The sequence below is a fragment of the Paenibacillus sp. FSL P2-0173 genome, assembly GCF_038008045.1.
In the GTDB taxonomy this organism is placed as follows: Bacteria; Bacillota; Bacilli; order Paenibacillales; family Paenibacillaceae; genus Paenibacillus; species Paenibacillus polymyxa_B.
This window is the reverse complement of record NZ_JBBOYK010000001.1, coordinates 416896-430273: the sequence shown is the minus strand read 5'-3', so window position 1 is coordinate 430273 and position 13378 is coordinate 416896. Positions and strand designations below refer to the sequence as shown.

Annotated in this window: 14 protein-coding genes; 12 read left to right on the top strand and 2 right to left on the bottom strand. The window is 45.0% G+C overall.

The features are described 5' to 3' along the window. Positions 1-60 precede the first annotated feature (60 nt). Positions 61-990 carry an L-lactate dehydrogenase gene (locus MKX30_RS01680; RefSeq protein WP_053325554.1) on the bottom strand — a complete coding sequence of 310 codons (930 nt, stop codon included), beginning with the start codon at positions 988-990 and terminating at the stop codon, positions 61-63. Positions 991-1222: 232 nt separating this feature from the next. On the opposite strand from MKX30_RS01680, the gene MKX30_RS01675 reads away from it, so the two are divergent. From MKX30_RS01675 to MKX30_RS01625, 11 genes are all read left to right on the top strand, one after another. Further along, entirely contained in the window at positions 1223-2614 is a 1392-nt protein-coding gene (locus MKX30_RS01675) for an amino acid permease (RefSeq protein WP_023988889.1), read from the top strand. A 164-nt stretch (positions 2615-2778) separates the two neighbouring features. Next, positions 2779-4029: a WD40/YVTN/BNR-like repeat-containing protein gene (locus tag MKX30_RS01670; protein ID WP_341062370.1), complete on the top strand. Its 1251-nt coding sequence runs from the start codon at positions 2779-2781 to the stop codon at positions 4027-4029. A gap of 153 nt (positions 4030-4182) precedes the next feature. Then, complete coding sequence (locus tag MKX30_RS01665; protein ID WP_028541651.1) at positions 4183-4365, top strand: hypothetical protein; 183 nt, start codon at positions 4183-4185, stop codon at positions 4363-4365. A 188-nt stretch (positions 4366-4553) separates the two neighbouring features. Next, positions 4554-4949: a DUF2500 domain-containing protein gene (locus MKX30_RS01660; RefSeq protein WP_013371386.1), complete on the top strand. Its 396-nt coding sequence runs from the start codon at positions 4554-4556 to the stop codon at positions 4947-4949. 134 nt (positions 4950-5083) lie between these two features. Continuing rightward, positions 5084-5833 carry an SDR family NAD(P)-dependent oxidoreductase gene (locus MKX30_RS01655; RefSeq protein ID WP_341062369.1) on the top strand — a complete coding sequence of 250 codons (750 nt, stop codon included), beginning with the start codon at positions 5084-5086 and terminating at the stop codon, positions 5831-5833. A gap of 120 nt (positions 5834-5953) precedes the next feature. After that, positions 5954-6376: a cell wall hydrolase gene (locus MKX30_RS01650; RefSeq protein ID WP_023988885.1), complete on the top strand. Its 423-nt coding sequence runs from the start codon at positions 5954-5956 to the stop codon at positions 6374-6376. A gap of 56 nt (positions 6377-6432) precedes the next feature. Further along, a complete protein-coding gene (gene gerQ, locus MKX30_RS01645; RefSeq protein ID WP_023988884.1) occupies positions 6433-6888 on the top strand; it encodes a spore coat protein GerQ in 456 nt (151 codons plus the stop codon). Between the two features lie 388 nt (positions 6889-7276). Further along, complete coding sequence (locus tag MKX30_RS01640; RefSeq protein WP_175405309.1) at positions 7277-8578, top strand: hemolysin family protein; 1302 nt, start codon at positions 7277-7279, stop codon at positions 8576-8578. A gap of 203 nt (positions 8579-8781) precedes the next feature. Continuing rightward, on the top strand, positions 8782-9789 hold the full coding sequence (gene bioB / locus MKX30_RS01635) for a biotin synthase BioB (protein WP_023988882.1): 1008 nt from the start codon (positions 8782-8784) through the stop codon (positions 9787-9789). Between the two features lie 36 nt (positions 9790-9825). Beyond that, positions 9826-10944 carry a glycerol dehydrogenase gene (locus MKX30_RS01630; protein WP_023988881.1) on the top strand — a complete coding sequence of 373 codons (1119 nt, stop codon included), beginning with the start codon at positions 9826-9828 and terminating at the stop codon, positions 10942-10944. Positions 10945-11098: 154 nt separating this feature from the next. Next, entirely contained in the window at positions 11099-11590 is a 492-nt protein-coding gene (locus MKX30_RS01625) for a hypothetical protein (RefSeq protein ID WP_028541648.1), read from the top strand. 76 nt (positions 11591-11666) lie between these two features. Here the strand turns inward: MKX30_RS01625 and MKX30_RS01620 are convergent, their stop codons facing one another. Further along, positions 11667-12899 (bottom strand): aminopeptidase, encoded by a 1233-nt coding sequence (locus MKX30_RS01620; protein WP_025722749.1) that lies wholly within the window; start codon positions 12897-12899, stop codon positions 11667-11669. A 162-nt stretch (positions 12900-13061) separates the two neighbouring features. On the opposite strand from MKX30_RS01620, the gene MKX30_RS01615 reads away from it, so the two are divergent. Next, positions 13062-13358: a hypothetical protein gene (locus MKX30_RS01615; RefSeq protein WP_028541647.1), complete on the top strand. Its 297-nt coding sequence runs from the start codon at positions 13062-13064 to the stop codon at positions 13356-13358. Positions 13359-13378: the final 20 nt, after the last annotated feature.

Sequence of the window (13378 nt, the reverse complement as noted above, 5' to 3'; positions counted from 1 at the left end):
GCCTCTCAACGGATATTACCGCTGTGGAGGCCAGTTTTGTTTAGTATTTATGTTCGCGATCTACATATGAACTTTGCTAATTTGATCCTTCAGCTTGTCCGCAGATTGAAGCAATCTTGCACGTTCCTCGTCATTGAGCGGAAGATCCAAAATTTCACGTACCCCATTGTGATCTACGATACTTGGAACACCTAAATATACGTCAGATACTCCGTTATAATTTTCCAGCAAGGTGGACACATTAAGTACCGACCCCTCGTCCCCGAGAATGGCGGCTACGATTCGGTCGAGAGCCAGCCCGATAGCATAAGAAGTTGCGCCTTTAGCATCTATAATTTCATAGGCAGCATTCTTGGTATTTTCAAAAATTTCATTTTTCGTTTCTTCACCCAGTTCCAGTGGAGTTCCAGCTACGTTGGCTGTGCTCCATACAGGTAACTCGGAGTCACCGTGTTCTCCAATAATATGGGCGTGGATGCTTCGTGGATCGATGCCCTTTTGCTTCCCGATCAAATAACGGAAGCGTGCGCTGTCCAGCAACGTACCTGACCCAATGACTCTGCTTGAAGGCCAACCACTGCGTTTCCAAGAGATGTAGGAGAGAATGTCCACTGGATTGGTAGCGATCAGCAAAATGCCATGTGTATTGACCTTGACGATATTATCAATAATACTTTCAAAAATTTCGGCATTACGCTTCAGCAAATCAATGCGCGTTTCTCCCGGCTTTTGTGAAGCACCTGCTGTAACAATAATGATATCTGCATCACGGCAGTCTTCATAATCACCTGCCCACACTTTGACACCACCGAGAAAGGGAAGCCCATGATTCATATCGAGCATTTCCCCCTTCGCCTTTTTGACGTTGACATCAATAAAGACAAGTTCTGACATGCGTTGGCGCAGCAGTAGGGTATAGCCGGTTGTTGTACCAACCGCTCCCATGCCGACAATGGCCACTCTACTTCGTTTGTAAGGTTTTAAGCTCATAAAATCCTCATCTCCTTCTCGGGTTGAATACCTTTTCATTTTGGGGTATTTCTTAAAAATTTATCTTTCCAACTTAGTGTACCGTATATATTTACCCACCGCAAAGAAATATGACATTTTTCCTTGACTTCAAAGACGAGCTCGCTAATAATTAATCGAATGATAAGAACACGCACTAAAGCGTTGCAGCACCGATATTGACGCATGAAATTATGGAAAGAGGATTCGGCATATGGACTTATTTCGAAAAAAAACAGGACTGCTCCCGCATGAGGAAAGCGGATCTACAGGTCACTTAAAGAGAACAATGGGTGCCTTTGATCTCACCATGCTAGGTGTAGGATGTATTATCGGTACTGGGATTTTTGTTATTACTGGCAAGGCAGCAGCAGAAAATGCAGGTCCTGGATTGATGCTCTCCTTTGTTATTGCAGGTATTGCCTGCGTACTAGCAGCCTTGTGTTATGCGGAGCTTTCATCTACAGTTCCCGCAGCTGGGAGCGCTTATGCGTATAGTTATATTGTATTTGGAGAAATTTTGGCCTGGGTACTGGGTTGGGACCTGATTCTGGAATACGGAGTGGCGGCCGCCTCTGTGAGTAGTGGATGGTCTGCTTACTTTCAAGGCTTGCTGGCTGGATTTGATGTACATTTACCGCTGGCTTTAACCGCAGCCTTCGATTCAACTAAGGGAACCATTATTGATCTACCAGCCGTGTGCATCATTATGCTCATCACACTGTTACTGAGTCTCGGAGCCAAGGAGACGGTCCGATTCAATTTAATAATGGTTTGTGTTAAAGTCGGAGTTGTATTGCTATTTATTGGGATCGGTATCTTTTATGTTAAGCCTGACAACTGGACACCATTTTTGCCTTATGGTTTTTCTGGTGTTTTGAGTGCTGCGGCAATCGTATTTTTTGCTTATCTGGGTTTTGATGCCATCTCAACTGCAGCCGAAGAGGTTCGCAATCCGCAGCGGAATATGCCCATCGGCATTATTTCTTCTCTAGCGATCTGCACGGTACTGTATATTGCGGTTTCAGTTGTACTAACAGGAATGGTACCTTATACGCAGTTGGGGGTAAGTGATCCTGTTGCGTTTGCTCTCCGCTTTATTCATCAGGATTTTGTTGCCGGATTGATTTCAGTCGGTGCGATTGCGGGGATGACCACCGTTTTACTGGTGCTGTTGTTTGGTCAAACGCGGTTAATTTTCTCTATGTCACGTGATGGCCTTTTACCCGTTTTTTTATCCAAAATAAATGCCAAAACTCAAACACCGATACGAAGCACTTGGCTGGTGGGCAGCATTATCGCATTGGCTAGTGGATTGTTTCCATTACATGCACTGACCAATTTGACGAGTATTGGAACCCTGTTCGCTTTTGCTGTGGTATCGGTAGGGGTTATCGTGTTGCGCAAGAAACGCCCTGATTTGAAAAGAGGCTTTACCGTGCCGTGGGTGCCGTTGCTCCCGCTTTTAAGTGCTTTGGTTTGCATCGGTCTGATGCTTCAGCTTCATATTAGCACCTGGATTGGATTTATTGTGTGGCTCCTGCTTGGATTGCTGATCTATTTCTTCTATGGATACCACAAAAGTTTGTTGAACCGTAAATCTTAATAAATTCTAGTATAAAAAAAGCCGGCATCCTGCACTTTTGTGAAGGGTCCGGTTTTTTTTGACATTACGCGAAAAGTGTCACATAGAGGCGTTTATGGTATAATTCTGTTTCAGATAAGCTTTTGGCACGTGATTACAGCATGCCATCGAGGGAGGATTTTTATATGAAACTGCGCTGGCGTGCGCTCTTAGGGGGAGTACTGCTACTGACGGGCACTCTACTGACTGCCTGTTCTGCTGAAGCCCCAGAAACGTTAACTAAACCTCCGATTGAGGAACCTGATGACCAGGGTCAGACGATTACTATTAATCCACCAGTGACTCCAAAGGTGGGCGATCCCAACGCCAAATATGTAGTTCAGACGCGAATAGCGGATTTTCATTTAATTGATAACAATAAAGGGTTAGTTTGGGGAGTTACCCATAATGAGCTCCGGCTTTATGATACTCATGATGGCGGAAAGACATGGAATAATATTTCCCCCTCCGAAAATGTCCAATTTCAAGACAAACTTGAATATGGAAAGGACATCAGTTTCACTGATTCTCGTCACGGTTGGGTTGTCCGTCAAAATTTGGACAAAACAGCAACCGTCATTCTGAGAACAGCAGATGGAGGACAGAGCTGGGATGTTTCAGCGCTTCCAAGCGGGGATCATGTGAGCTCGATTCAATATGTAAATCCAACTACTGGCTGGATCATGGCATATGTAAAACTGAATGAGCAGGATCAACAAAAACTGTTGTATCACACCACTGACGGGGGAGCCACGTGGAATAAAGTTGCGCAAAGTTCTGGTACGACATCCAACAAAACAGGCTCAGGTTTACCCGATCGGGGCAGTCTGGCAGGAATGAGCTTTTCTTCCAACAATCAGGGATTTGTAGCGATCAATCTGGATAGCAGTGTTAAGTTATACAAGACTTCGAATCAAGGGAAAACCTGGACTCCGGTAGCTAACAGAATACAAGGCTGCCCTCAGGCCAAAGCAGAAGCTCAGCAGTCTCTGAAAGGGAGCAGTTCCTCGTATTGGATTCCGGTTCTTTGCTATGGGGCTAACGGCACAAAATATAATGGACTGTTTACAAATGATACAGGGGCCCAATGGAGCGGTGTGCCTTTGGGTCTGAGTAGCAACATTAATTCTATTATCCCTGGACGTACGTTTCTAAACGAAAAGGAAGGGTGGATCATAACTGAAACCGGAATGAGCCGTACATTGGATGGGGGAAAGACGTGGACAAGTCTCACAGGCAACAAAGTGCTACCTTTGAAGCTAAAAGACTACCCACGATCGGTCAAGCTCCGTTTCGCTTCTTCTTCGGTGGGTTGGCTCCTTTTGGAACGCCTTGATGATAAGAAGTCACTGCTGCTGAAGACGACGGACGGCGGTGCGAACTGGAGAATTTTATAATCGCTATAAAGCTGATTGCCCTGGGGTGTTTTTCCCAGGGCGTTTTATTTTTAAAAAATTTAAATTTTATACGACTATATGTGAAAAAAATCACAAACCAACGAATAAGCCGCTGTTATACTAAACCTGTAAACAACGATAGGAGTGATAATCATGACAGCGAATCAGGATCATATGTTAACCCAATACTACCTTCAATTTTGTTATACTTGCCAGGATGCCTATGGTTGCACGACTGAAGAGGACTGCAAGCAGTGTGCAGAGCGTTACGCTGAAGACGAAGATCATGAAGTTCTGGATGAAACACAACGTTATCTCCAGCTTGTACATGTGTAAATTGATGCATCATTCTGATATCGCCATATCTTGAGCCTCCCGGACTATTCCGTGGGGGCTCTTGGCGTTCTTGAGAGTTGCTATCAAATTTGGGCAGGAACATACATATACTGTTATAGAAAGCTTAGGTCAGGTCAGGATGCCCGGTAGTTTCCCTGTGGAATGCCTGGCGGAGAGGAGTGCGGTGCATGGGATTTGAGTCATTATGGATGTTCGATTGGCTGGGCACGGTACTGCCCGTATTTTTCGTTGTCGTGTTGGGAATTGTCGTGTTGTCTGCAGGTAGGGAAGTCATGGAATGGAGTCGGAATAAAAGACAGCCTGTATTGACGGTCGGTTCCCGAATTACAGCCAGAAGGACACATCTCCAACAGAGGCGGCAGGAGGAACAAGGGACTCGTACCTATACTTTCTATTACGTAACCTTCGAGGTGGAGAGTGGCGACCGGATGGAGTTCAAGGTATCTGGGGAAGAATATGGTCAATGCGCTGAAGGTGATGAGGGACGGCTTACTTTTCAGGGTACAAGGTATATCGGGTTTCAGCGTCTTAATCGCTATAGCTTGGAACAGGTTAAAATGTAGATTTCAGTCTAATGTTCTTGGATTCATTTACAGCCTTCTGCGAGAAATCAGGGTAGGGGGCTGTAGATGTTTCTTGTACAGCACATTTTGGTACATATATACTAGAACAGAGTAGTTCAGAGGAGGAATGATTTGTGTCATTTGAGGGACAAGTTGTTATTGTAACAGGAGCGGCGCATGGCATCGGGAAAGAGGTCGCTTTTGCCTACGCTGCTCAGGGTGCCCATGTTGTATTTGCGGACCACAATGAGGAAGAGGGTGCCGCAGCCGCTGCAGCAGCCCGGAACGAGGGCTATCAGGCCATTTTTATTCCTTGTGATGTGCGGAAGGAAGAGGATATTGTAGCGCTAATCCGTGCCACGGAAGAAGAATACGGTACGATTCATACGCTAATTAACAACGCTGGCGTGTCCAAATGGAAATCTCCATATGAGTTAACGATAGAAGAATGGGATGACATTTTGAATACAAACGTACGCAGCTGTTTTATTGCCACTAGGGAAGCGGCTAAGGTAATGAAACGAAACGTAGAAGGTGGCTCTGTGGTCAATATGACCTCTACACGAGCTTTCATGTCAGAGCCGGATACAGAAGCCTACGCGGCATCCAAAGGAGCCATTGCGGCCCTTACACACGCGATGGCTATGTCGCTAGGAAAGGACGGGATTCAGGTCAATTGCATCAGTCCAGGGTGGATTGAAACCGGGGATTATGAGCAACTGCGTGCAGAAGACCATCAACAGCATCCGTCTGGGCGAGTAGGAACCCCTAAAGACATCGCACGGGCCTGTCTGTATTTGACACAACCCGGCAATGATTTTGTAACAGGCACGAATCTGGTAGTAGATGGTGGCATGACGCGCAAAATGATTTATGAGCCATAATAAAAGCCTAAATGAGTAGTCCCAGTCTTGGGGCTATTTTTTTGTTTTTCTGGACTGTCACCCATTGGGCATTTGTACCATACGATAGGGTATGTGATGGAGAAGCGAGGAGGGGACGCGGTGGCTGTAATCAAGACCAACTCAGAGGATGTAAGGACCCTCGCCCGACTGATGCGGGCTGAGGCCGAAGGCGAAGGAGAGCAGGGAATGCTCATGGTCGGTAATGTTGGGGTGAACCGGATTTTATCCAATTGCCTGGATTTCCAGGGCATACGTATGATGAATGACATGGTGTTTCAAAGCCCCGGCGGGTTTGAGGCTACTCAGAAGGGGTATTTTTATCAGAAAGCCCGTGATCGGGACATTCGACTTGCCCAGCGTGTAATCAATGGAGAGAAAATACGTCCGGCATCCAATTCATTATGGTTTTTCAGACCTGCCGGAGACTGCCCAGATACCTGGTATAGCCAGGTCAATACCGGACGTTTTAAAGCCCACTGCTTTTTTAGCCCGACTGTACAGGATTGTCCTAATGTATATTAGACAATTTACAGAATGGCTTGAAGAATTAAATTTAAACCATTTTAGGAGGAATTTACATGATTTCACAGCAAGCTTACCGTCCCGTATCTTATGCTTCCGGCAATGGGTATCCCGAATGGCCAAGAGGGATGACTCCAATCGGAACCATGCAGCCTATGACTGGCTTTCCACCTCAAGTAAGTAGTGGCAGCCCTATGACACCAACGGGTACCGTAGTGCAGGTTCAGACTCCGCAATACGAGCAATCATACATCGAAAATATTTTACGCTTGAACTTAGGAAAAACGGGAACCTTTTATATGACCTATGAAAATAACCGGGAATGGAATGCGAAAATATTCAAAGGCATTCTGGAAGCAGCAGGTCGGGACCACATTATTATTAGTGATCCGGCGACGGGCAAACGGACCATTCTACTAATGCTAAACCTGGACTATGCAACATTTGATGAGCCGTTGTTGTACCAATATCCCGGCGTCATCGGGAACCCGGGTGCATCCCCGGTTCGCTGATGCCTTCATATATATGAGTCTACATCCTCTGCCAGACGGCAGGGGATGTATTTTGTTTATAATCTTTCTCAAATATAGTAGCTTTCTTGATGGTAAGCGGCGAAAACGAGAGCTTTACAACCTAAATGATAGAGGAGCTGTTTTTTCTGACATTGCTTGTGGTTTGACTGTATAGAGTATAGTTATATAATTAAATATAAGCTGATGAATGATCTAATCATTTATGCGGAATATGGCTTTGGAAGCCGGAAGGAGTGAATGTGTTGGGAAGTTGACGCTGCTTATGATGTGTTATCGTTCTGTCTATGATGAAACTATCCGAAGGAGGTGCGCCTGTCTGCCGTAATGACGGCTGATGGGGAGCATATTGAGTGACCCTTTACCGAGTATGTTTAACTTATTTATTGTTTTTGCATTAGTACTATTGAATGGTTTTTTTGTATCTGCGGAATTTGCCATGGTGAAGGTCAGAGGCAGCCGTATTGAAACATTGGTGGAAGCGGGCAATAAAAAGGCCGTGTACGCCGCCAATATGTTACACAACTTGGACGCTTATTTGTCTGCCTGCCAGTTGGGTATTACACTAGCATCGTTGGGACTAGGATGGATCGGAGAGCCGGCCATCGCACATTTGATCGAACCTGTATTTACAGCCGCCGGATTAGGAGCGGTATATGTGCACGGTACTGCCGTGGTTATTGCATTTATTGTCATTACGATTCTGCATATTGTCTTGGGTGAATTGGCGCCCAAAACGATAGCTATTCGTAAATCTGAGACCATTACGCTGTATTCAGCCATGCTGATGACTTGGTTTTACAAGTTGATGTATCCATTCATATGGGCGTTGAATGGAATGGCGAACAGCCTGCTGCGTTTATTCCGTCTGGAGCCGGTATCCGAGAATGACGATTCCGCGCATACCGGAGATGAAATACGCATTCTGATGAAAGAAAGCAATAAGAGCGGACTAATTGATAATACGGAATTGGCGCTTGTTGATAATATATTTGATTTTACCGACACGACCGCCAGGGAAATCATGATTCCGCGAACTGAGATGATCTGCTTATACAGTAATGAGTCCACAGAAGAAAATCTCGCGATTGCGACGGAAAGCATGAGAACCCGTTATCCAATCTGCGCCGAAGATAAGGACCATATTATCGGCTTTATCCATATTAAGGACCTTCTACGGGCGAACACACTGGATACCCGTACGATGATTCGACCGATTCTTGCTGTCCCTGAATCTACGCAAATTAGTGATCTGCTCAAACGTATGCAGCGTAGCAAGACGCAAATCGCAATTTTGATTGATGAATATGGCGGTACATCGGGTATGGTAACACTGGAAGATATTATGGAAGAAATCGTTGGTGAAATTCAGGATGAGTTCGATCAGGAGCGTCCAAGTTGTGAGCAGATTAATGACGAGGAATTTTCCATTGACGGCATGTTATTAATTGATGAAGTGAACGATCGCTTTGGACTGGATCTTGATCATGAGGATTATGATACGGTAGGGGGCTGGCTATACTCACATGTCGAGGTTATTCCCCCACTGCCTGGCCAGTCTGTAGTGTTTGAGGGATGTATGTTCACGGTAGAAGAAGTTGAAAACAAGCGGATTTCACGTATTCGGCTGATAAAACAGCCTATCATCGTGGAAGAAGCAGGAGTCTCATAACGGAATAAATCTAGAGAGCGACCTTGAACGATGTGGGGTCGCTTTTTATTTTGTCTTCTTTACAGAATGGACATGAATTGATATGATGTTCGTGTAATTGTCAACCTTATTATAATTCTTTAGGTTGACAATAAAAAAAGAACTTCTCTACGCTGAAAATCTTATCCATTTACCTGATCATTAAATTTTGGGAGGCAAGAAGTATGAATTTACTAAACAAGGTTATAGAATGGGACTCGTTGGCTGAAAAAGCAATACACGGCAGCCGTGTATTGCTGGAAGAAGGCATAGCGGTACTGGAAGCCGACGATGAAGAATTATTACCGATTATGCAAGCTTCATTTCGGGTGCGGCATCATTTCTATGAAAAAAAAGTAAAGCTCAACATGATCATCAATGCCAAAAGTGGCCTATGCCCGGAGGATTGCGGTTATTGCTCACAATCTATCGTATCCACGGCGCCTGTGAGCAAGTACAGTATGTTGGACAAGGAATCACTATTGGCTGGAGCTAGGGAAGCAGTAGCGCGGAGAGCAGGGACCTATTGCATCGTAGCTTCCGGCAAAGGTCCAACAGATCGAGAACTGGATCAGGTGATTGAGGCAGTACAAGAAATTAATCGCACGATGCCGCTCAAAATTTGCGCCTGCTTAGGGATTCTCAAGGGAGATCAGGCACGGCGGTTGGCAAAGGCTGGGGTACATCGATACAATCATAATTTAAATACAAGTAAGGCCAACTATCCCTCGATTACAACCACACATACATACGATCAACGCGTCGAAACTGTGAAAATGGCTCAATCTCACGGAATGTCTCCATGCTCTGGCGTTATTATCGGGATGGGGGAAACGAATGAGGAAATCGTTCAAATGGCTTATGCCTTACGGGAGTTAGATGCTGACTCTATTCCGGTTAACTTCTTGAATCCAGTCCCTGGAACCCCGTTGGAGGGAGCAAAGCGAATATCACCTATCCAAGCTTTGAAGGTGCTGGCACTGTTCCGCTTCATCTGTCCATCCAAAGAAATACGCGTTGCAGGTGGACGAGAGTTGAATTTACGCTCGTTACAACCGCTATGCCTGTATGCAGCGAATTCAATTTTTGTAGGAGATTATTTAACGACAGAAGGCCAAGAGGTCACATTTGATCATCAAATGATTGAAGATCTTGGTTTCGAAATTGAGATGTGTGCCCTTTCAGCCGTATAATAGAAATTGTACAAACTTGGAAGGGAGAGTTAAACGATGAGCGAAAAAGTATTTATTAGTCCAGGTAAATATGTGCAAGGGAAAAATGTGATTGATAAAGCTGGTGAGTATGTTAAGCCATTTGGTCATACTGCCTTGGTTATTGCGGACAAGCTGGTTTGGGAGATTGCAGCCGACCGCGTGGTAAAAAGTCTGGAACAGACTGATATTACGGCGGTTAAAATTGAGTTTCAAGGGGAAGCATCCAAAAATGAAGTCAACCGCATTGCGGATCAGGGACGAAGCGCCCAGGTCGACATTGTCATTGGTGTAGGTGGTGGTAAAACGCTGGATACTGCCAAAGCCGTTAATGAACTACTCGGTTCCTCGGTTGTGATTATTCCAACAACCGCTTCTACAGATGCCCCTACTAGTGCACTATCTGTTTTGTACACTGATGAGGGTGCATTTGATACGTATACCTTTTTCAGTAAAAATCCGAGCCTGATCCTGGTGGACACGAAAGTCATTTCTCAAGCGCCGCCCTTGTTTCTCTCCTCAGGTATTGCAGATGCCATGGCGACGTGGATTGAAGCCCGTGCGGTCATTGAAGCTCGCGCAACGACAATGGCTGGTGGTTTGCCAACCTTGGCGGCAGAAGCCATTGCGTCCAAGTGTGAGGAAGTTCTTTTCGATTACGGACTGCAGGCTTACGAATCCGTGAAACGCAAAGTCGTCACACCTGCGCTTGAAGCGGTAGTGGAAGCCAATACGTTGCTAAGCGGTTTGGGCTTTGAAAGCGGCGGTTTGGCAGGCGCACATGCGATTCACAATGGTTTTACCGTTCTGGAAGGAGACATTCATCACCTGACACATGGTCAGAAGGTAGCTTTTGGCACCTTAGTCCAGCTTGCCTTGGAAAAAAGACCTTTGTCCGAGGTGGAGCGGTATATTGACTTTTATCTAAAACTCGATCTGCCTGTCACGCTGGAAGACATTAAGCTCCAGGAAGCTTCCCGAGAGGATTTGTATCGGGTAGCTCAGGCTGCTACCAAAGAAGGCGAAACTGCTCACAATCTACCATTTGCTGTCACAGCGGATGATGTGCTTGATGCGATTTTAGCGGCTGACCAGTATTCACTTGCCTACAAGGCTAAAATTGGATATAGAAACTAACCCCATACGAAATAAAGTAGAATCAAAGGTCGCTGATCAGCGGCCTTTTTCCCATTATTTAACTTGCAGCTTATGTTATGATTTTTATGGTACATAATCAGGAAATGCCGGGAGTATATTTATGGCTCCCCTAAAATTTGAGAGGGGTTTAGCGATGGCAAAATGGAATGTAGAAGATCAAGGTACTCAATATAGTATTGAGTACAAGCGTAGCTTAACTGGCGGAAAAATTATTGTAAATGGAAGCGAGCAGAAGGTTAAAAGCCAGAACGCATTTTTGAACTTGATTGATTTTCCAATTAGATTGAAAGAAAAAGCTGTAAATGTTGTTGTCATTGGCAACAAAGCAGATTTAGCCGTGGACGGTGTGTATCTTGGGTCCAATCAACCTTATGTTCCTGTGAGTAAAGTTCCCGGCTGGAGTTGGGCTTTTGTCGTGGTCAGTTTGGTTATAGGATGGCTATTTGCTGGCATCTTTGGTCTGTGTTTGGGGATATTAGGCAGTATGTTTTATGTGAAATCATCTTTATCCATGCATCAAACCACCAATCGAAGAGTTGTAAATTGTCTTATTGTCTTTTTTATCATCAGCGTGGTACAAATTGTTTTTGGAATTGCAGCGAATTCTTGGATTAACACGTTGTAAAATAGATCTAACATAGCCTATAGGATGAAGCAAGAAGGCTCTCACGCATGAAGCGGTGAGAGCCTTTTTTGCCGTGTTAGATCGCCCAATTTCCTTTACGGAAGATAGGTTCCTCAGTACCGTCCTCGGTAACGCCGTTGATGTCCATTTCACCTGAACCGATCATAAAGTCGACGTGTGTCAGGCTGGAATTCAGGCCGTTGGCAGCCAACTGCTCTTGAGTCATATCCTTGCCGCCTTTAAGGTTAAATGCATAGGCATTACCGATAGCCAAATGGTTAGAGGCATTTTCGTCAAACAACGTATTATAAAATAAAATATTTTTATCAGAGATAGGTGACTTATGAGGTACGAGAGCAACCTCGCCCAGATAGTGTGAACCTTCATCCATTTCTACGAGATGCTGAAGAGTTTCCAAACCGGTCTCTGCCTGTACATCGACAATACGTCCATTTTCAAAAGTCAGTGAAAAGTTGTCGATGATATTTCCGCTGTAGCTAAGTGGCTTGGTGCTGCTGACCTTACCGTTCACTCCCGTTTTGAGCGGAGCTGTAAACACTTCCTCAGTAGGCATATTGGCTACAAAAGTATGTCCCTGTTGGTTGACGCTTTCGGCTGCTACCCACAGATGATCTTTTGCCAATTCGATGGTGAGGTCTGTGCCTGGAGCCAGATAATGCAGCTTTTTATAGCGTTTGGCATTTAAAATATCAGATTTGCTGGAAAGGGTTTTCAAATGCTCTTTCCACGCCTCCACGGGGTTATCCAGATCCACACGCACGGTGCTGAAAATGGCATCCCACAGTTTATCCATTTGCTCTGAAGCTGGCAGATCAGGGAATACTTTGGCAGCCCACTCTGCTGAAGGATAAGCAATCAGAGACCAACTGAATTTGTCGGCCATTTGATATTCGCGGTATTGACGTAATTCATGTGACCGCACGCGCTGGGCAGCAGTAATTCGGCTGGACGGAATCCCTTTAAGCAAATCCGGATTTTCTGCAATGACATGCAGTACAGCTGCGCCATTTTCGACCTCTTCAGTCATTTCGGCTGCATACCATTTGGGAGCAATATTAAAAGTTTCATCAGGAGCTAGTTCATACTGTAATCGAGTAATGGTCTCATCACTCCATTTTACTGTAACCAGCTTGGCTCCGGCAGTATACGCTGATTTGACGATAAGTCTCACGAGTTCGGCGGACAAGATTGGCGCATGAACGATGAGTGTCTGCCCAGGATGTACATTGGCGCCGACCCGAACGGCTAACTCGGCATATTTTTGCAATTTTTGTTGAAAATCTGACATGTAACTTTCCTCCATTTCACGAAAAGCCTTAAACAAGGCTTGGGTAACTTGCACAGTTTTTTTGCAAATTCCACACATAGCTTATATATTGTACAATGTAACGAAAAGGTTCACAAATCAGTTTTGGTACTATTTAGTGAAAATGAAAGGGCGGATAGATGAATGACAGAGCAAAATTCACCTCAGGAAGTGAAAGAAGTACATATTCAACAGGCACAAATGACAAAAGATGAGAATGGTGCTTATCTGGGCCAAGTGGTATTTGGAGTAGACGGACAGAGTTCTGTATATGAAATCACATTCCACAGTAAAAGGGGAAAGGAATGGGATTACAGTCTCCATTTTGCAGGAGAGCCACGGGTGGAGGAAGAGATGCTGCAAATGGATAGCTGGATTGAAGAGAACGATGATTTGTTCGATTATTTACTAGATACGGCATGGAGCAAATTACCCGAGTAATGTAAACATGGTCTATTTTC

What these genes read in the sequence shown, in the direction of transcription:
- MKX30_RS01660 (WP_013371386.1), top strand. Translation starts at nt 4,554, where the DNA reads ATGGGATTTGAGTCATTATGGATGTTCGATTGGCTGGGCACGGTACTG.
- MKX30_RS01670 (WP_341062370.1), top strand. Translation starts at nt 2,779, where the DNA reads ATGAAACTGCGCTGGCGTGCGCTCTTAGGGGGAGTACTGCTACTGACG.
- MKX30_RS01625 (WP_028541648.1), top strand. Translation starts at nt 11,099, where the DNA reads ATGGCAAAATGGAATGTAGAAGATCAAGGTACTCAATATAGTATTGAG.
- MKX30_RS01620 (WP_025722749.1), bottom strand. Translation starts at nt 12,899, where the DNA reads ATGTCAGATTTTCAACAAAAATTGCAAAAATATGCCGAGTTAGCCGTT.
- MKX30_RS01665 (WP_028541651.1), top strand. Translation starts at nt 4,183, where the DNA reads ATGACAGCGAATCAGGATCATATGTTAACCCAATACTACCTTCAATTT.
- bioB (WP_023988882.1), top strand. Translation starts at nt 8,782, where the DNA reads ATGAATTTACTAAACAAGGTTATAGAATGGGACTCGTTGGCTGAAAAA.
- MKX30_RS01640 (WP_175405309.1), top strand. Translation starts at nt 7,277, where the DNA reads ATGTTTAACTTATTTATTGTTTTTGCATTAGTACTATTGAATGGTTTT.
- MKX30_RS01675 (WP_023988889.1), top strand. Translation starts at nt 1,223, where the DNA reads ATGGACTTATTTCGAAAAAAAACAGGACTGCTCCCGCATGAGGAAAGC.
- MKX30_RS01630 (WP_023988881.1), top strand. Translation starts at nt 9,826, where the DNA reads ATGAGCGAAAAAGTATTTATTAGTCCAGGTAAATATGTGCAAGGGAAA.
- MKX30_RS01615 (WP_028541647.1), top strand. Translation starts at nt 13,062, where the DNA reads ATGACAGAGCAAAATTCACCTCAGGAAGTGAAAGAAGTACATATTCAA.
- MKX30_RS01680 (WP_053325554.1), bottom strand. Translation starts at nt 990, where the DNA reads ATGAGCTTAAAACCTTACAAACGAAGTAGAGTGGCCATTGTCGGCATG.
- gerQ (WP_023988884.1), top strand. Translation starts at nt 6,433, where the DNA reads ATGATTTCACAGCAAGCTTACCGTCCCGTATCTTATGCTTCCGGCAAT.